General features: G+C 60.0%; 18 protein-coding genes. 10 read left to right on the top strand and 8 right to left on the bottom strand.

The genetic code is table 11. From position 1 onward, the window contains the following. Positions 1-66 precede the first annotated feature (66 nt). Entirely contained in the window at positions 67-513 is a 447-nt protein-coding gene (locus WCT10_03045) for a hypothetical protein (GenBank protein ID MFA6603796.1), read from the top strand. A 176-nt stretch (positions 514-689) separates the two neighbouring features. On the opposite strand, the gene WCT10_03050 is transcribed toward WCT10_03045, so the two are convergent. Continuing rightward, complete coding sequence (locus WCT10_03050; GenBank protein MFA6603797.1) at positions 690-1,331, bottom strand: hypothetical protein; 642 nt, start codon at positions 1,329-1,331, stop codon at positions 690-692. Positions 1,332-1,924: 593 nt separating this feature from the next. Here WCT10_03050 and WCT10_03055 point away from each other — a divergent pair. Next, a complete protein-coding gene (locus WCT10_03055) occupies positions 1,925-2,899 on the top strand; it encodes a hypothetical protein (GenBank protein MFA6603798.1) in 975 nt (324 codons plus the stop codon). 49 nt (positions 2,900-2,948) lie between these two features. On the opposite strand, the gene WCT10_03060 is transcribed toward WCT10_03055, so the two are convergent. Further along, positions 2,949-3,311 (bottom strand): GlpM family protein, encoded by a 363-nt coding sequence (locus tag WCT10_03060; GenBank protein MFA6603799.1) that lies wholly within the window; start codon positions 3,309-3,311, stop codon positions 2,949-2,951. Positions 3,312-3,417: 106 nt separating this feature from the next. Then, positions 3,418-4,275: an NAD(+) synthase gene (nadE, locus tag WCT10_03065; protein ID MFA6603800.1), complete on the bottom strand. Its 858-nt coding sequence runs from the start codon at positions 4,273-4,275 to the stop codon at positions 3,418-3,420. A 280-nt stretch (positions 4,276-4,555) separates the two neighbouring features. Here nadE and WCT10_03070 point away from each other — a divergent pair, with 280 nt between their 5' ends. Beyond that, a complete protein-coding gene (locus tag WCT10_03070) occupies positions 4,556-4,960 on the top strand; it encodes a hypothetical protein (protein ID MFA6603801.1) in 405 nt (134 codons plus the stop codon). A gap of 181 nt (positions 4,961-5,141) precedes the next feature. Here WCT10_03070 and WCT10_03075 read toward each other — a convergent pair whose 3' ends face one another. Continuing rightward, complete coding sequence (locus tag WCT10_03075) at positions 5,142-7,319, bottom strand: hypothetical protein (GenBank protein MFA6603802.1); 2,178 nt, start codon at positions 7,317-7,319, stop codon at positions 5,142-5,144. A gap of 205 nt (positions 7,320-7,524) precedes the next feature. Here WCT10_03075 and metK point away from each other — a divergent pair, with 205 nt between their 5' ends. From metK to WCT10_03095, 4 genes are all read left to right on the top strand, one after another. Beyond that, the gene (gene metK, locus WCT10_03080) at positions 7,525-8,562 is read left to right on the top strand and encodes a methionine adenosyltransferase (protein ID MFA6603803.1); all 1,038 of its coding nucleotides are present in this window, start codon (positions 7,525-7,527) and stop codon (positions 8,560-8,562) included. A 151-nt stretch (positions 8,563-8,713) separates the two neighbouring features. Beyond that, positions 8,714-9,376 (top strand): hypothetical protein, encoded by a 663-nt coding sequence (locus tag WCT10_03085; GenBank protein ID MFA6603804.1) that lies wholly within the window; start codon positions 8,714-8,716, stop codon positions 9,374-9,376. Between the two features lie 263 nt (positions 9,377-9,639). Next, complete coding sequence (locus tag WCT10_03090; protein ID MFA6603805.1) at positions 9,640-10,302, top strand: hypothetical protein; 663 nt, start codon at positions 9,640-9,642, stop codon at positions 10,300-10,302. A 106-nt stretch (positions 10,303-10,408) separates the two neighbouring features. Then, the gene (locus WCT10_03095) at positions 10,409-11,095 is read left to right on the top strand and encodes a hypothetical protein (GenBank protein ID MFA6603806.1); all 687 of its coding nucleotides are present in this window, start codon (positions 10,409-10,411) and stop codon (positions 11,093-11,095) included. Positions 11,096-11,170: 75 nt separating this feature from the next. Here the strand turns inward: WCT10_03095 and WCT10_03100 are convergent, their stop codons facing one another. After that, positions 11,171-11,608: a hypothetical protein gene (locus WCT10_03100; GenBank protein MFA6603807.1), complete on the bottom strand. Its 438-nt coding sequence runs from the start codon at positions 11,606-11,608 to the stop codon at positions 11,171-11,173. 119 nt (positions 11,609-11,727) lie between these two features. On the opposite strand from WCT10_03100, the gene WCT10_03105 reads away from it, so the two are divergent. The 3 genes from WCT10_03105 (at position 11,728) to WCT10_03115 (ending at position 15,295) form a co-directional block, all read left to right on the top strand. Then, positions 11,728-12,465 carry an ABC transporter ATP-binding protein gene (locus tag WCT10_03105; GenBank protein ID MFA6603808.1) on the top strand — a complete coding sequence of 246 codons (738 nt, stop codon included), beginning with the start codon at positions 11,728-11,730 and terminating at the stop codon, positions 12,463-12,465. Continuing rightward, entirely contained in the window at positions 12,462-14,141 is a 1,680-nt protein-coding gene (locus WCT10_03110; protein MFA6603809.1) for a hypothetical protein, read from the top strand. The genes WCT10_03105 and WCT10_03110 overlap by 4 nt, the downstream gene beginning before the upstream one ends. Before the next feature lie 116 nt (positions 14,142-14,257). Continuing rightward, positions 14,258-15,295, top strand: coding sequence for an AI-2E family transporter (locus tag WCT10_03115; protein ID MFA6603810.1), 1,038 nt, complete (start codon positions 14,258-14,260; stop codon positions 15,293-15,295). A gap of 55 nt (positions 15,296-15,350) precedes the next feature. On the opposite strand, the gene WCT10_03120 is transcribed toward WCT10_03115, so the two are convergent. From WCT10_03120 to WCT10_03130, 3 genes are read right to left on the bottom strand one after another with little or no spacing between them, the layout of a single operon-like run. Next, entirely contained in the window at positions 15,351-15,836 is a 486-nt protein-coding gene (locus WCT10_03120) for a hypothetical protein (GenBank protein MFA6603811.1), read from the bottom strand. Between the two features lie 10 nt (positions 15,837-15,846). Continuing rightward, complete coding sequence (locus tag WCT10_03125) at positions 15,847-16,557, bottom strand: hypothetical protein (GenBank protein ID MFA6603812.1); 711 nt, start codon at positions 16,555-16,557, stop codon at positions 15,847-15,849. A gap of 44 nt (positions 16,558-16,601) precedes the next feature. Further along, on the bottom strand, positions 16,602-18,410 hold the full coding sequence (locus WCT10_03130; protein ID MFA6603813.1) for a hypothetical protein: 1,809 nt from the start codon (positions 18,408-18,410) through the stop codon (positions 16,602-16,604). Positions 18,411-18,453: the final 43 nt, after the last annotated feature.

Consider the following 18,453-nt stretch of genomic DNA (forward strand, 5'->3'; position numbering starts at 1 on the left):
ATGGTGGCTTGACAATTAGCCCGAAATCGGGTATTTTAAGCTGTTCTTTAACAAAGGGGGACTACAATGTCTGCATACGCTGGTGTGTTCTTTGGCGCGTTCATCATCTTTTTGCTCGGTGTCATCGTCAACACAGTGGTCAAATCCGTCGGGAAACAGGGGGATGACGCGACGATCTCCAGAGTCCTGGTCTGCTGCATGTTCCTTCTGGGCATCATGGTCGCGACCACGTCTCTCGCGGTCAACAGATTCGGCCAGGCCCGGTTCAGCCACATGCTCGAGGTCGGCCAGGTCCAGGAGGTGCTCGGCGCCTTCACGCTCGAAGACGGCCGTTCTTTCGCCCTGTTGCGCGATCAGAGCGCCGGCACTGATGTCGTGTACTACGAGCTCGCTCAGCCTCTGCCCGCCGCCGCGAAATGCGTGATCTTCACGCATGAAAGAGAAAAGACTTTCCAGGATCCGACCGGCGGCAGAGCTCTCGCGACCGTCGTCGATTGTCCCGCCAAGCAGTAGCTGCCGGCGGTCAGATCCTAGCGGACGCTGTCCATCCGCCGTCGCCTCGCCGCCGAGCTCAGCTCGGCGGTTTTTTTATTTGCTTCCGCCACGTCTAGTCCAACCTCATCATGACGCCTCGAATCCAAAAGAAAACCCGCCACGAGATCGTGGCGGGTCATTCTGATACGAACGGGTCAGGCTGTGAGGACGACCCAGGTGTCGGTTTGGCCGACGCAGTAGCCGAGCGGGATCATGGCTGGCATGAGCCTGATGAGCGGTGTCTGGATCCGCATTTCTTTCTTCGAACAGGTGATGGCGGCATCGAAGCAGCGGCAGAGGCAGGACCAGATCCCGAGGCTCAGGGATTTGCCGAGCTGCTGACCGCAGATGGCGTCGAGCAGCTTCGCAATTTCGGATGCGAGTCCTGTCCAGATCAAGTCAGCGAGCTTGCCGTTGTCGTTCACTTGTCTGATGGTCGGCTCGATGTCATCCAGGGTGCAGTTCGCCCAGCCGTTCACCGAGCGCTGAATGAATTCTGGTGACCCAGAAATCTCAAATGTGTTGCGGACGTCGGTGACGACCTGAGTTTGCTGGTCGCGCAACGAGCGAGCCGAAAGACAGATGACATTTTTCACTTCGCGGTTGAGGCTCATGGCGAGGAGATCCCTGACGCCTTTTTTATTGATCTTCGAGGCAGGAGCCAGATTCAGGCAGCCGATGATCGAGGCTACGAACAGCGGGTCGGCGATTTTGATGACCTCATCCATGACCAAGGGGTACTGCGCTTGTTTGATAAGCGTTTGTCTGAGCGCCACGGCTTTGCCTAGATAATTCATTGCAGCCTCCGTTTTTGCGTTGTTGTAAGGTACGAGACGACGGACTCTAGCACAAATAAGCTTGATTGTCAATCCCGGCCGCTGTTGCGGCGAGGCGTGGTTGACCCGGCAGTCAGCGGCGCGATCTTTTGTTCGCGCGTCGGAACGGAAATATAAAATAAAAAAGAGACCCCTTGCGGAGCCTCTTTTGATCTTCGGGAAAGAGTCGCTTAGCGGCGGCGTTTCGCGGCCTTCTTGGACTTCTTCGCGACCTTCTTCGATTTCTTGGCGACTTTCTTCACGGCCTTCTTCGCCTTCTTGAGTTTCTTAGCCATAGTTGTAACGATGACCTGTTTGAGTAAAAACATTTCGACTTTTTTCAACTCGCGATCCTAGACAAGGGCGCGGCTGAATAACTGCTATAGTCATCGTAACACACGGACGCCTGCGGGCACAAGAGTTTGGTCGAGCGTGGTGGCGTCAAAGCGGCGGACGACACGAGATCAGGACAATCCGGATCGGGTTCGCGTGTCTCGTTGTTGTCGTCTTGATTATTTCCGTTTCGTATGCCAAGGTCTGGGTGGCGTTCTTTATTCAACAGAAAGGGGTTCGCCATGACCTTGCTTAAGGGCACTCATCATGACCATATCGACGGCTCAAGAGCCGTCAGCGACATCATTGATGATCTTTACCGGCTGGCCGGGAAGGACTTCCCGTTCCCGTCGGTCGAGGCCTGGCTCGCGTTCTTCCAGAATCCGCAGGAGGATATCGTGAAGCGGTTCAACACCGTCACGAGCGTCCTGCAGAGCACTGAGGCGCTGGAGCTGCTCGGCTACGCTTACGGCCGACGGCGCGCCGCCGAAGGGCTGAAGTATGTCGAGGCCAAGTTCGCCCCGCAGTATCACGTGTTTGGCGGACTCGCGATGGCTGCCGTGGCCAAGGCCATGATCAGCGGTCTGAGGCGCGCGGAATGCGCTTCCTCTATCCGCATCCTGCCGGTGATCTGCATCGGCCGCGAGGCTGATCCGGCGACTGGCGTCAAGATCGCCAGGATCGCGCTCGAGTACGACGGCGAAGCCGCGCTCGATCTCGTCTGCGACGAGGCGAACCACCCGCCGGAGAAGCATCTGCCGGCCTTCAAGTTGACGCAGGGCACGAAGGTCCGGCGCGACTGCCACGCCGGCGAGTGGGTCGCCAAAGAACCGGCCGCGACCTATCGCGAACGTTTGGTCCGGAACATCCGGACCGCGCTCTACGATCTTCGGGTCGACGGCATCGGCCAGGCGATCCCGTTGGCCGACGAACCAGAACTCATCAAGTTCATCGTCGGGAACGGCATCCGCGTCGCCGGCTGCCCGCTGTCGAACAAGTATTGCGGGCTACTGAGCGACGTGCGCGAATTACGCATCGGCGAGCTCCTGGATCAGGGCGTCATCTACACCCTGAACGCCGACGACGACCTGTTCATGGCTTCTTTGCCCGAGGTCGCCGCAGTCTGCGACGCCGCTTACGGCTTCACACCGGAGCAGCAGCGCCAGCTCGAAGAGAACGTCTTCCGCGGCGCTTTCGCCGCCGACATCCGGCGCTGAGGACATCTGAAATACCGCCACGCTCTGTGGCGGTATTCTTTTTTTTGGATCAGCGGAAAAGGTTGAAGCGCTGGACGACGCCCAGGTAGCCGAGCGCCAGGACGAAGAAGGCCAGCAGGCCGGCCGCGATCGCCTTGTGCGGTCCGATCTTGGGAGCCAGCAGCGCGACGATGAGCATGTAGGGGACCCAGGCGATGATGGAGCCGATGAGGACGAGCCAGGCGTGCTGGGCCACGGCCGAGCCGCCGCGGGAGTCGCCGATGAAAAAATACGCCACGAGGGTGAAGACCGGGATGAGCGTCGCGAGACCCGACAAGAGCCGGTAGTTGCTCTGTTCGAGCGCGACGATCAGGGTCGTCACCGTGCCGCCGACGATGAAGTAAATGACCAGATTTTTCAGTTGGTCGGTCATAAGCTCGAGATCAATGATCGTATTATAGCAAGAGTCTGGTGATCAATGCCGCCGGGCGCGAGCGATGAAAAAACCGTCCGTTCGGCCGGGCGGTCGGCGCTAGCCGTTACGGAACGATGTAGGGCGCTTCGCGTTTGCCGGTCTTCGAGGCGACATGCGCGATCACTTTGCGGATCGTCTCTGGCGCCACGCCGTAGCGCTTCGCGATCGTCCGTGCCGCCAGTCGACGGTCCCAGATGCCGGCGAGGATGATGTCGATGGTCAGATAGTCGACGCCGAGCTCGCCTTCGTCGGTCTGGTCGGCCCAGAGTTCGGCGGTCGGTTTGCGTTTGAGGACGCTCTCCGGCAGGCCGAGCTGGGCGGCGAGCGCGTAGATCTGGACCTTGAAAAGATCGAGGAACGGTTCGAGCCCGGAGATGTTGTCACCGCCGATGGTGTAGTAGGCGAGGAGGTGCTCGGTCCGGTTCTCGGTGCCGATGAGGATGCCGCCGAACAGCGAGCATGTGTGTTCGAGGATCTTCATCCGCTCGCGGGCGGCCATGTTGCCGCGCTGGAGCGCGGAGTCGCCGCGCTCGCCGAGGACGTCCTTGGCGGCGCGCCAGCTCGCTTCCACCGCTTCGCCGATGTTGACGGTGTGGACGTTCACATCGGGGATGCCGAGCGCGGCCGCGATTTCGCCGGCGATCGTCACGGATTCGGTCGCGGGTCCGCAGGGCAGCCGGAGCACGATGACGTTCTCGGGTCCGATGGCTCTGGTCACGAGCGCTGCGGCCACGGCGGAATCGATGCCGCCCGAGAGTCCGATCACAGCTTTCTTGAAGCCGTGGCGCTGGAAATATTTCCGGATGAGTTTGGTTTTGGCCGCGATGAGCTTGTCGGCTTTTTGGGGCGGGAGCCGCAAATAATCCGGCGCTTTGGCCGGGTCGAGATAGGTGCGGTTGTCCTTGCGGCCATGTTTTGTCATAATCATAATTTTTCCTTCAATTCTTTACTCTCCCAAACTCTGTCACGCCGTTCGAGAGCGACATATCTCCGTCTCTCCCGCACTCCTGCACTCCAGCACTCCGTCACTTCTTAATCCAATCTTATTTTCAGGCTTTTATCGGAGGTCTGTCAAGCGGATCCGGTGCAAGCCTGTCGTCGGGCGTTCGGCGGATTTGGCAAATTGACCTTTGAACCGGAAACAAGTAGTTTGATGGCGTCATCTGCCAGAGCAGCAGCGTATCACAGAATGGAGGTCAGTCATGGGACGTTCATTGAAAGAGAAGATTGCCACATCAGGATCGGGTCTCGTTCGCCGGATCCGCCGCTGGCTCGTTTCACCGCTCGCCGAATTTCAGGAACTGCGGCGCCAGCGCGCTCTGGTCAAACGCCAGTTGCAATATGCTCTGGCGACCCAGTATCTTGTCGGGCAATTGCGGTACCACGGCATCGAGGTGCTGGAATATGAGCCCGGCGATCACGGACCCAGAGTTCGGGCCAGAGTGCATCCGGAACAGTCCTGGGTCTACTGCCTCATCTATTCCGCCGTACGGCAGCATTTTCCCGGACTCACGGAAGCCGAACTCTGCGACGGGGCGGAACCGGGCGAACTCCTGACCGCGGCTCACGGTTTTCGCCGACGCGACCAGCCCGCCAGCAATAATTGAACAGCTTCGTTTTTTCGATCTTCGGACGGCCTTGGGCCGTCTTTTTTTAGAAGTGACGGAGTCAGGAAGTGTAGGAGAGACGGAGTCGTTGAGAGATTCTCCCGAACTCCGTCTCTCCCTGACTTCGTCTCTCACAAAAAACCCCGCAGCGGAATGCTGCGGGGCGTAGAGTCGAAAGAACCTACTTGGAGGAGCCGCGAACGAGCGCAATCAAGTCCTTGAAGGGCTTGCCGCGGTCGATGAGCGATCCCTCGACGGGTTCTTTGGTGTAGAAGGTCGCTTCGGTGGCGATGATGCGCTTGTCGGACGATTCGATGCGGATGAAGCCCACGCCGGTATCAACGGTCTTGAGCTTGTGATCCTCGAAGGCCGAACCACGCTTGATCGTACCGAGCTCCAGACAGACGCGCTGCCCGAGGTGGGCATCCCACATCTCGAGATGTTCGCTGACGTGGAAGTTGGCGCCCACGACGAGCTGGCTTTCCGCCGCCATCTCAAGCATCTCCTGCGGCCGGAGCGAAGTGGTCTTGGCCCGGCTCATGTGCGGATGCATGACGGAGACGCGGAGGCCGGACGGGAGATCGAACTCGCCGTTTTCCGGTTCCACGATCTTGCCGTTCACGAGTCCCATGAGGTGCGGAACATAGTACCCCTTCGCGTTGAGCAGGTCGGCGATCGCCTCGTAGACGCGCGTGGCGATGACATGTTTCATCACCACGAGCGGCGTGTGGCCGTCCCGGAGCGACCACAGGTCGTGGTTGCCGGGGATGACGACGAATGTCGGCAGCGACTGCTCGCAGATGCGAGCGATCTGGTCGGCCGCGGCGGTGCCGGAAGAGAGCTTCTCGATAGCCGTGTTGAAGCGGTGGTGGAAGACCTTCAGCAAGACCTTGGCGACGAGTTCGCCAGCCAGGGTCTCCTGCTCGGTGACGTTCATGGCCGCGTAGATCTCATCGAGGTATTTGTAACCTTCGACGAGGTCGCCGGCGCCGATGAGCATCTGCGCATCGCGTTCGATGATGGCTTTGGGCAGGGTATCGAGGAAATATCGGATGTCGGTCCGGATCGAGCCGGCGTGCAGACAACCGAACGCCACGATGGAGTCAGTGTGACACTCCTGAACCAGGGCCGGATAACGCAGATTTTCGCGCATCCAGTAGCTGTCGAAGTCCCAGCGTTTGGACTGGCTGTCGAAGCGCAGTCCGGGCCAGTTCTTCGGCTGCTTGCCGTAGCGGTTCGCGAGCGGCTTGAGTTCGGCTTCGACCGTCTCGCGGCTGAGCTTGGCAGCATCAGCCAGGAGGCCGGCGGACATCCGCCCGTGCTCCTTGAGGAGCGTGAGCAGCTTCTGCTGGCGCGGGGTCAGGCTCTTCGGCAACTCGATGTACGAGCGTTCGAGGCGCACGTAATCCTTGAAGCTGAAGCTCTTGACCACGGGGTCGCTGCGGTCGCGATGGACCGTCATGACGCGGACGCCGATCTGGTTCTCGTTGACCCGCACTTCCTGCAGACGATGCAGCACCGGGACCGAAACGTACGGCCGGGGCAGTTCGCCTGAAGGCTTGGTGATGGTCGCGCCGAAACAGCCGACGGCCTGGATGTCCGGGAGCTCGCGGGAGCTCTGGCGGCGCTTGTCTTTGAGGACGCGCTCGATCGGCGTCGAGAAGTAGTCGCCCCGCATCCACACGGATTTTTCGGGAACGAGCACTTCGACGACCTTGCCAGCCTGTTTGATGGGTAGGCGGTCGCCGCCGGTCTGGTAGACGCGGATGTCAGTGTTGCGCAGCTCTGCGAGGAGCTGGGCCACGGACTCACCGATCTCGCCGTCGTACGCCGGACTCGGGAAGATATACAACTTGATCTTCTCGCCCTTGGCGTTCGTGAAGACGGGGAGGGACTTGGCAAGGCGTTCGGCCATGCGGTCGGGTTCGAACTCATCGAGATACGACTGGAACCGCGCTGCCGTGGCTTCAAGCATCTCGATGTCCTTCGAATCGGCCGTGACGGGCTCGGCGTCCTTCTTGGTTCGGCGCTTGCCGGCGGCCTTGTTGGGCTTTCGCGCTGTCGGCTTCTTGGTCGTGGCCGCGGCTTCCGCCTTGGCCTGCGCCTTCTCGTCTTTCTGGATCCGCTTGATCAGCTTGTTGATCTCGTTGATCCGCCTCTTGAGCTTCAGCGTCTTCTCCCGGACGTACCGGGCGGCGATGAGACCGCCAGCGAGGACGACGAAGTGGACGTCTTCGCGGCTGAACGTTTCGGCGGCCTGCTCGAGCAGGGCCTGGCGATAACCGTCGCTCGGAAAATCAATCCGGGAAATCAGACCGATGCGGGTCGACGAACCACTGCTATTGTCGGTGGGCATCATGTCGTGCCTCCTTTGGGGTTTGGTTGTCAAAGTACTGCTGGCGCCGGATGCGCCGCCTCGCGGCCTTCGCGAGGTTCATAGCACCTTAGAAAGAAGGCGAGGTTTTGTCAATCGGATTTTTAGGCCGGGGCATCTTGCCAAAAAGCCGAAAATAGTGTATGGTCTCATGAACTGATTTTTCGTTGATCAGGCCAAATTTGAGGCTATGAAGACCGTCGAATCGGTAACTGAAGGGCATCCGGATAAAGTCTGCGACCAGATCGCTGACGCTATTTTGGATGCGTACCTGACACGCGACCCCGCGAGTCGCGTGGCGGTGGAGGTTTTGGGCACCCACGGGGCGCTCATCATCGGCGGCGAGGTCACTTCGCGCGCGACCGTCGATCCGGGCCAGATCGCGTCCAAGGTCTACAAGGAGATCGGCTACGACGACGATCTCGAGGTTTTCGTGAACATTGATGAGCAGTCGCCGGACATCGCCAAGGGCGTGGACGGCGGCGGCGCCGGCGACCAGGGGATCATGTATGGCTACGCCACGGCCGAGACCAAAGAATATCTGCCGCCGCCGGTGGTACTCGCACAACGCCTGGCTTGGGGGCTCACGGATCTCCGCAAGAACAATCCGGATTTTTCCTGGCTGCGTCCGGACGGCAAGACCCAGGTGACGATCGATCAGGGTCGGCCGGTGGCGATCGTCGTGTCCGCGCAGCACGCCGAAGAGATCGATGCCGCCGCGATGCGGCAGCTGCTGCTCAAGAACCTTATTGCGCCGCTCGTTGATGACGCGCGGCGCACGAGCGTTTACATCAACGCCACGGGTTCCTTCGTGCGCGGCGGTTTCGCCGCTGACACCGGACTCACCGGGCGCAAGATTATGGTCGACACTTACGGCGGCCTCATCCCGCACGGCGGGGGAGCGTTCTCCGGCAAGGATCCGACGAAGGTTGACCGGTCGGCCGCCTACATGGCGCGCTTCGCCGCGAAGAACGTCGTGGCGAACGGCGTCGCCAAGAGCTGCCTGATCTCGGTAGCCTACGTCATCGGCAAGGAAGAGCCGCTCATGCTGCGGGCCGTCTCCGGCGATGGACGCGATCTCAGCGGCTACGTCAACCAGCATTTTGATTTCCGGCCGCGCGCCATCATTGAACGGCTGAATCTGCGCCGGCCGATCTATCGCCCCACGGCCGCTTACGGGCACTTCGGCCGCGACGAATTCCCCTGGGAACACATCGTCCTCGACTGATCAGCGCCTCGAATATCAGAACGTCGCCTCCGCGGGCGGCGTTTTGAACTTGACCGGGAATTGCCGGCGGCCCATACTGTGGACTGCCGAAGCCTCCGGGCTCATTCGGCGATCGCACTTTTGATCATTTCAGGAAGACTAGGAGGTCAACATGAACTGGCTAACATTGGCCACCGCTGTCTGTTTCGTCTTATCGGTCGGTTACGCTCTCGGTCGGTTGGCGACTCGCGCCGCCAGCCGTCGCCAACTCGAACGGATCTTCGTCGATCATTATCGGACCTGGTGCCATCTGCTCGGACGTCTGCATCCGGAGCCGGTCCCGCTGGGTTGGAATTGCCGGGTGGTCCAGGCTTTGCGCAAAGAGGTCGGGGCCAGACTCGATATGACGCTGAAGATGATCCAGTTCGGCCGGCAGCATTTCCAGGTCGATCGCGAGATCTCGGAGCGGCTGGAGAGATCGTCGGCCAGGAATCTCGAGGCCGCGTCCGCCCTGCTCGACTATGGCGAGGGACAGGTCTTGCCGCTGCTTGGCCGCGTCCGCGATTGCGCCTCGTTGCTGCATGGCGAGGTCGAGATGTTGATCAAACTTGCCTCCGGACGTTACGACCGGCTCGCCGCGCGCGGTTGCCAGGTCGAAGCGGAACGACAAAGGATCACTATGATCCGCAATGCCAGCGCCGCCAGCCGGCTTCAGATCGCCGGCGCTCCGGTCACCACCATGAAACTGCTGCGGGTCCAGCTAAGGGTCATCCATGATCTGCTGCTCACCGCCGACGTCCTTGAAACCATGCTCCCGCCCGCAGGAGGGAAGTGAGGCTCAGAGGCTTTCCAGACGGCTCATTCGTTGGGCTGTCTTTTTTTTGTGGATGTGGAGAGTGGGGTGGGAGTGCTGGAGTGCTGGAGTGCTGGAGTGCTGGAGTGCTGGAGTGCTCTCATACTCCGTCTCTCCCACACTTCCAAACTCCCACACCTTGACTTTATGGCCATTTTGAGCTAATCTTGCTGGTCCGATTTGCGGGCTTCGTACCTTGAACATTCATCGAGCTCAGCTCCTCTCATCAGACTGGAGGTCCGATCATGACCATCATCAGTGCCAGCGCGGTCGCTATCATCGCTTTTTTGAGCGGCATCCTGTTCCAGAATTCGCGCGCTTTTCGTCAGCGGCTCCGATGCACCAAGGCCAGATTGACGGAGTCCGGAGCGCAGATCGCCAAGACTCGCCTGCAGTTGGCGTCCGCTGGTCGCGCCCATAATCCGAACGGCCTGATCGCCTGGGCGAGGCAGCATGCCGCGCAACTGCTCGATCAGAACGAAGGGACCCGTCTCGCTGCTCTGGGGCTCGCCGACAAAGATCGGGACGGCCTGGGCCACGCCGAGGACATGGAACGCGAGGTCTGGCACGGCATCTGCGCCGCGCGCAGCATCATGGAGTGCACGGAACGCTATCTGTCCAAGCAGATCTGTCTCGACAATCAGAAGATGAACGGATTTTTGGACGATATCGAAGGGTTGCGCCGTCGGCTGGGCGCGCGTCTCGATCGATCGACGGCCGGTCCGAGTATCTACGAGGAGCAGATCCGCCTCGTCCGGCTGGGCGCGCGCATCGTCGCAGAGCGGGAGACTTTCAAGAGCGATCCGGCCGTCGGCTGGAACCGCATTCAGTCACTGCTCCGCGCCCTCGTTGATGTCGACCAGAGTCTGGAGTCGAAGCTCGGCGCTTTCAACCTGAACGACCGCTGACGGAACAGCGGACTTGAGAGACGAACGCTTGTTCGTCTCTTTTTTTTGTGCGCCTGATCCTGAAATGGTAAAATGCCCGCGTATTCATTTAATCTCGCTTCTATCTATGGATGCCGCTAATCCCGCCAAGCAGCCGGTTGCCGTTCCTCCGGCCGCTCCGCCGACGCCGCCCGCACAGTCCAATAACAGACTCTTGATCATCATCATCGCCGTCGTGGTCGGCCTTTCGTTTCTGGGCTGGGTCGGTTCGAAGGTCGCCGGTTTCGTCGCTCGCAAGGCTCTCGAAGCCGGTACCGGCCTGAAGATCGATGACAAAGGCGGCGTCGTCAGTTTCAAGGGACAGGACGGAGCAGAGATGAAATTTGACGCCAACGGGCAGGGCGGCACGTTCACTTATAAGACCGAGACCGGCGAGACCGGCGTCATCGAGACTCAGGTCGGCGGCACGGACAAACTCCTGGCGCTGCCCGAGTCGTTCCCGTCGGATATCCCGGTCATGTCCGGTTTGAAACTGATCAATAAGTACAGTCTGGGTTCGGGCGAGATGAATACTTTCACGCTGACCTGGACCGCCGCCGAGAGCCAGAAGAAGATCGCGGATTATTATAAGGAAGCCATGCCGCGGAACGGCTGGACCTTGACGACCGAATTCGCCACGCCTGATAGCCTGATGATTTCTTTCGAAAAGATGTTCGACGCCAAGACCGAGACCAAGCATTCGGCGACCTTCAGTTTCACGTCGAAAGAGGACGGCAGCCTCGAAGTTTCGCTGGTGGCTCAGATTTACAAATAGCGGCGAAGGTCAGACCCGCTGAAAAAATAGAAATGCGCCGGTCGTTGGCCGGCGCATTTTTCTATTTGGATATGATCAGGCCGCGGACAAAGCGGCGTGGTGCAGCGTCAACGGGCGGAAGATCGGCTGTGGCTGGGACTCGGGCAGGGCGAGGCGCTGAATGGCCAGCCAGAGGTTGTCGATCACATATTCCTTGAACATCCGGCGGCGATGGCGTTTCGCCTGTTCGGATTTTTTCTCTTCATGGGGATGCCGGACATGTTCGATGGCCTCTCCCGCAAGCGGTCCGCGGTGGGGGAGCGTGCGCATCAGGGATGTCCGATAGGCGTCGATCTGATTGTGCCAGGCTCGCGAAAATATCTCCCGCAGATCCCGTATCGTTTCGGCCGGGGTAATTTCTTGTTCACCCGTTTCGTGGAATCCTTCAAAGACTTTAGCGGCCGGCTCACGACAGATGACGAGGATTTGCGTGAGGTAAAGCAGGGCGAGCGCGATTTTTTTTATTTTACGCATGTTTGGGTCCTCCCAACTCAAGTGTATGAAGACTGGGTCATGCTTGTCAAGTTTTTATCAACAGTTAGCGCTTTTTTGGGTATATTGGCCGCGGCAAAAATGTGTTATAATGATATTCTATGACACCCAGGGCTTTGGAGATCGCGTCCGTGACCAAGAAATTCGGCGGCCGCGCCGCGATCAGCGGTCTGACGCTTCAGATCGACCCGGGCGAGATCTACGGACTCATCGGACCGAACGGATCCGGCAAGACGACGACCATCAAGATGATCGCCGGTCTTTATCGTCCGACCAAAGGTTCGATCAGCATCGGTGGCATCGACGTCGCCAAGACTCCGACGCGCGCCAAACGCCGGATCGGTTACGTTCCCGATGATCCGGCGGGTTACGATCGGCTGACCGGACGCGAATTCCTGGAGTTCGTCGGCCAGCTTTACGGCATGGAACGCGGTGCTCGCGACCGGAAGATCGATGAGCTCCTGGAACGTTATGATTTGGGACGTCTCGCTGACGGCCTGTTCGGCCGGTATTCCCGGGGGACCAAGCAAAAGTTTTCCATTCTGGCGGCGCTGCTTCACGCGCCGTCGCTGCTGCTCGTCGACGAGCCGATGGTCGGTCTCGATCCGGCGAGCGCCGTCGCGACCGAGGAACTTTTCCGCGAGTTCGCCCGGGCTGGCGGCGCCATCCTGCTTTCGACCCACACTCTCGCTGTCGCCGAGATCCTCTGTGGCCGCTTCGGCCTGCTCCAGGAAGGGCGTCTGGCGGCGGAAGGGACGCTCGTTGATCTGCGCGCCCGGGCCGGACTCGGGTCCGGGACCCTGGAAGAGTGTTATCTGAAGCTCGCGGCCAAGTTATGATCTTCGAGCTCGCTGCTTTGCGCGCCGTCCGCCGGCGCGAGATCCGGAACAGTTTCCGGGAGTTGACCTGGGCTGATGCCGCGGTGGCGTTTCTCTTCCTGGTCCTGTGTATTTTCGCGGCTCTGGCCGCATATTTTATTTTCCGGCGCGCTTTTTCGTTCCTGCTCAGCGAGTTGCCGGCCGGACCGCTCCTCGTCCGTTACGTGTTGGAGACGGCTTTCGCTTTCATTTTCCTGTTCGGCGCCGTCAGTTTCGTGGCGGCGTCCTTTCCGCTGATTTTCCGCTACGGCGAAGTGCGGCTGCTCCTCAGTCTGCCGGTCGAGCCGGTGGCGGTCTACATTCATCGTTTTTTAGCGGCCGCGGCGCTTTCTTCCTGGCCCATCGTGATCATCGGCCTGCCGGCGCTTTTCGCCCTGGGCGCGGCGCTTCAGGCTTCGGCCGCTTATTACGGTTTTTGCCTGATCGTGGCGCTGTTATTCCTGCTGGCGATCTCTCTGGCCGGAGGCTTGCTGTCTTTCGCTGTCGGTTGGCTGGCTCGGCCGCTGTCCTCGGGCTGGATCAAGGCTTTGGAAACTTTCGGCGCTCTCTATCTTCTGGGTCTTCTCATCCGTTATGTCGCTTCCCGGCAGGTCGTCGGCCTGTTCGGGGCTGTGACCGCGCCGGAGATCGCCGCTTCCGGATCCCGGCTGGCGGAAATGTTCGCCTGGTTCCCCAGTCATCCTTTCGCCGAGCTCGTCATCGGCGCTTTGCCCGGGGCTGCCGGAAATCCGGCCAGGACGGCGTTGGCGATCGCACTGGCTCTCGCGGCCGCAGCCGTGATTCTGCTGGCGCTCGCCCGGTCGTTCTTTTTGCCGATCTGGCGCTTCACTGAAGAGGGCGGATTCCTGGCCCGGCCGGAGGACGCTTCGGGGCGGCGGCCGGCCATGTCTTTTCCCAGGCTTTTCCGTTGGCGCTACGGCTACCTGTTCGAAAAAGAGTATCTGCAATTCCGGCGCGATTCCGGAGAAGTGTTCAGCGCTGTCTTTCTGGCCGCGCTACTGTTCTTTTTCCTCCTGGCCATCCGCGCGGTCGCTGGTATGGATATCATCGATCAGGCCGCGATCCTCACCGAGCAGATGTTGTTCCGGGTGTTCGTGTCGATCGGTTATTTTTCCCTGATCCTGGGAATGCGGTTCGCTTTCCCGTCCCTGTCGCTCGAAGGCCGCGGCGCCTGGGCTCTCTGGTCGAGCCCGGTCCATATCCACGAGTTCTTCTCTTGGAAATTATTTTTTTGGACGGCGGCCAGCGCGATCCCGTTGCTCGCGGCGGCCGCGGTCACGACCCTGACTTTCGGACTCGGCTGGGTGCTGGGAACGTTCCTGGTCTTCGCTGTTCTCTGTCTGAACGCGGCGATCACGGCGCTGACCCTCGGCCAGGGCTGCGCCTTTCCGGATTTCCGGAAACGCGACGCGGAGTCTTTATCGACCTCGCCGGCCGGGATCGCGGCCGTGGTCCTGGGGCTTCTTTATATATATGTAGCCGCCGGCTATGTCCGGGGATTCACGGCTGCTTACCTGAAGAACGGAATGATCGACGCAGTGTCGATCCTCGGGCTCGCCGTCATCTCGATCCTGGTCGTGGCCGTCTATGGAGTGCTCGCTCCGCGGCGCATGAAGCGGTTGGAGATCGACGTCTGACGGATCTCACGGCTTGTGGCGGCTGCGCAGTTATTGTTATGTGAGCCGCGGCAGACCAGTCCTCGTCGTTTCTTGAGTTGTAAAAAAGCTGGAAATTTAGTATCATTAAGGCAGATATGAGCACCCAAAGATTCCAGAGCTACTTCTTTATAGCCGTTCTTGTTTTGAGCGGCCTTCTGACCTTACTGGTCTTCAGATCGTATTTGCCGTTGCTGGCTTTTGGCGGGGCTTTGGCCGTGGTTGCGCGGCCGCTTTACGCATATCTGCTCAAGCTCATCCGTTCGGAGATTGCCGCAGCTTTCCTGACCGTGATCGTGGTCGCCCTGACCGTCGTCCTGCCGCTGATCTATTTCTTGGCTGCTCTGTCCGGCGAGCTCATTTCTCTGTTCGGTCACGCGCGGGGGTTCTTTTCGGCTGACGCGGTCGTAGCTTATCTTGAACGCATCCTGCCGTCCGGACTCCACATTCAGATCCCCGAGATCATCAACCAGTCCCTGAGCGTGCTCAGGGCTGTGGTTGAAGGATTATCTTCCAATCTTTTCGAGTTCTTCTCCAACATCCTGGGCATGTTCTTGGCTTTCGTCATCATCCTGATCTTCGTCTATTACTTGCTCAAGGATGGCGCCCGGATCAAGGCAGAGTTTTTGGCGCTGTCGCCGCTCGGCGATGATTACGATGAAATGGTCCTGAGCCGCGTCATTATCGCTGTTCGCGCCGTCGTGAACGGCGTGCTGGTGATCGGGCTCATCAAAGGCGTCTTAGCCGGAGTTTTCTTCTGGATTTTTGGCGTGCCGGCGCCGTTCTTCTGGGGTACGATGACCGGGGCCGCATCTTTTCTGCCGATCTTCGGCTCGTCGCTCGTCACCGTGCCGACGATCGTCTATCTGGTCATTTCCGGCCATTATGGCGCGGCCATCGGCCTGACCCTGGTCTCGCTCCTCCTCATCGGCACGGTCGATAATTTCCTTCAGCCCAAACTGGTCGAAAGCAAGACTAATATCCATCCGCTGCTGATCCTATTGTCCATTCTCGGCGGCCTGCAGTTCTTCGGTTTTGCCGGTTTCATTTTGGGCCCGCTGACGCTCGCGACCACCATGGCCCTGCTCGATATTTACAAGAAAGATTTCCGCGGTCATCTTACGGACCTGACGTAATCGGTGCGATGATAATAAAACCGCCGAGCTGGGCTCGGCGGTTTTGATTTCGGATTCAGTTGAGGAATTTTTTGATATCCGCGAAATTCTTGCCGGCCAGATTGTGATTGGCCGACCACTCCTCCTGCGAGACGTCGCGGCCGAACCAAGGCGGCGGCACGAAGGCTGTCCGCGCCGAATCGTTATTGAATTCAATCTCCACGACGGTCAGACCCTCGAGCGGACCGTGAAAAACATCGATCTCGCCCATGAGGCCTTCCGGCAGGGGAAAGAAATAGCGGGTCTTGGCCAGGCTGCGGATGGACAGGCCGCGGAGGCGCGTGAATTCCTCTTCGGTCAGCGGAATGTTGATCTCATCCTTGCGCGAGAAATCATTTTTGGCCACGTCCAGTTTCTTGGTCAGTTCGTAACGCTGGCCGATGCGGCGGATGCGCAACGGTTCGCCGCCTTCGGACAAGTAGTGCTGTTCGATCTCGCTGCGGCCGAGTTCATTGAGGTTCGGCGTCTCTTTGACCAGGAAGGAAAGCTCGCTTTCTAGCATAGGGGGCGGATTATTCGCCGGCGGCCGGCTGCGTCGCGGCGGTTTTATTTTCGGAGTCATCATTGGCGGCGGCGTTCACGACGGGCACATCGGCGGCCGAAGGTTTCTTGGCCAGCGAACCGAGCCGTTTCCAGAAATTACCAGCGAGGTTGCGGAGCGAGATCCAGGCCTGGGCCAGGAAGGGGCGGGATTTTTCCCAGGCCAGCCCCCAAAAACTGCCGACGGCGGAGCCTAGCTCTTCGGCCTGCTGGGTCTGAGCGGTGGTGGCGACTTGGTTGACGGCGGTGACGGCAGCAGTGGTCGCTGCAGCGGTTGCGGCAGTGGTAACGGTGGCGTTAGTGCTGGCGGCAGCAGCGTCGTTGGCGGAGCCGGTCAATCCCGCCGGCTTTGCCGCCGAGTCCTCGGTTTCAACGGCCACAGCCAACGTTGGATCGGCTGGCGCTGCGTTCGTCGGCGTCGATGCGGGTGATCCATTTGCCTGGACAGCCGCCGGTGGTTTCGTTTTCGCGATCGCGAGTTTCCGTCCAGCCGACTGCATCGCCGAGACCGCCCGATCTTTGATCTGCACGATGGTCGGCAGCTGCTCCTCTCCGAGCGGCGCGGCGTAGGTCTCATTATTGAAAGGGGAGATGCGCGCTAGGATGATCGGCACCGCGATGAACGCGGCCAGGATCGCCGTGATGATCAGCTTCTTTTTTTGGTCCGGGTTGGGAGTCGGCATGGCGGTGGGATTAATCTCGTTTAGGTCGGCCGGGCAATCGCGCATCATTCGACCGGCGGCGGATGTTGGCCATATTTAGCTTTGAGTCCGGCGATCTTCTGTTCGGCGGCCAGCGTCAGTTTTCCGGTCCCGAGCGGATCATATCCCCGCAAGACATCGCTGTCGTTGAAGCCGTCACTGTCGGTGTCGGCGTTCTTCGGGTCAGTGCCGTAGATTCGGATCTCATCGCCGTCGGAGAGGTTATCGCCGTCCATGTCGGGGTTTTTGCGATCAAGGTAATTGTCGATTTCGTACAGGTCGGCCAGGCCGTCGCTGTCCTGATCCGGTAGTTTGCCGCTCTTGGAAAGTGGGTCAAAGCCCGACCAGATTTCGTCCCAGTCATTGAAGCCGTCGTCGTCAGTGTCGCGTTTCAGTGGATCGGTCCGATAGACGCCGACCTCCTTGCCGTCAGCGAGGCCGTCGTCGTCAGTGTCGCGTTTCAGTGGATCGGTGCCGAGCCTTTTTTCTTCTTGGTCGCTGAGACCGTCGCTGTCAACGTCGCTGATCTCGGACGTGGCGGGCTGCTCGGTGTCGGCGGCCGGGGCGGTCGCGGTGGGTTCGCTCCGGACCTGAAGCGGAATATCGAAGCCGCGCGCGCTCAGGATGTGCCCGCCGGGGGCGAGAGCCAGCAGTCCTTTTTCCAGAGTGAAGCTGATGCGATAGCCGCCCGGAATGAGTTCGTAGGCGTAAGGCTGGGCGGACGACGGGTCGAGCGGAAGTTTTTCGATCTGCGGTCCGACGAGGTCTTCGAGCCGCGCCGGATAATTCTTGTTCGAACTCTGGTAGGAATTCAGGCCGATGCGCAGCACGTTCATCGCGCGGTAGCGTTCCCAGTCGCGTTCCTCGGCCGGGTCGACTATTTTTTCAGGTTTCGCCAGTTCCGCGACGGCCGCTGTTTTTGACGTCGTCACTCGCGGCAGTCTGTCCAGGAGCGTCGGCGCGGCCAAACCGATGACGAGCAGCAGTGCGCCGCCGGCGGCCAGCCAGCCGTAGAGACGGCTGATCGCGTCATCCGTCCGCTGGTCGTCATTTTCAACCGCGTCTTCGTAATAGATCTGGAGATAGGTCAGTAGCGCAGCGAGGCCGATCAGGCCGACCAGGATCTGTCCGGCAACGACGAGCGCATCCCAGGAAAGGTCGGCGCCCAGGATCCGGAAAGCGCTGTCGGAAGCCTGCGCCCCGGGGATCATTCCGGCCGCCAGTTCGATGAGGGTGGCGAGGGCCGCGGTCCAGATCGAGAGGATGAAAAGCTGCAGCCCCAGGGCCAGGGTCCGGCCGCGAACCAGACCGTAACTTCGGGACAGCAGTTTCGTTCCGGACAGATCTTCGGCAAGCAGCGTTGGCAACAGCAAAGCTGATCGGAACATGACGAGAAGACCGGGCAGGACCAGGGCGAGAGCGGCGGCGCCGGACGCCAGCAGTGCCAGGGCGGCGGCGCTGACCAGCCCGATGACGCGGCTGAAGCCGATTGCCAGCGCTTGGCCGAGTCTTGTCTTGAAGGCGGCGACGGCGCTGATTCCGGCCAGAAGCCCCAGGAAGAGGATGACGCCGATCAGTAATTCCAAGACCACCAGGCTGGTGGTCCAATTGTCGCTGGGCCAGTGTTGCTGCCAAGTGCTGAGCGCGGCCAGTGCGGTCGCCAAAATGACGAACCATTGTAGTGAGATCAGCGCGGCGAAGAGGCCGGCTTTGCGCATCAGGCGGTTGAAAACCCTCAACAACCGGCCTTTGAAACCCGGAAAGTTCGGTTGGCGGCTCGGTGGCGCGACTTTTTTGGTCGCAGCGCCCGATAAGGTCAGCGGTTCGAAAGCCATACTTAAATAAGTATAGCATAAACGTTCTTTTCAGCCGGTGCGG

The organism is Patescibacteria group bacterium (assembly GCA_041667185.1).
Lineage (GTDB): Bacteria > Patescibacteriota > Patescibacteriia > SG8-24 > SG8-24 > JBAYFM01.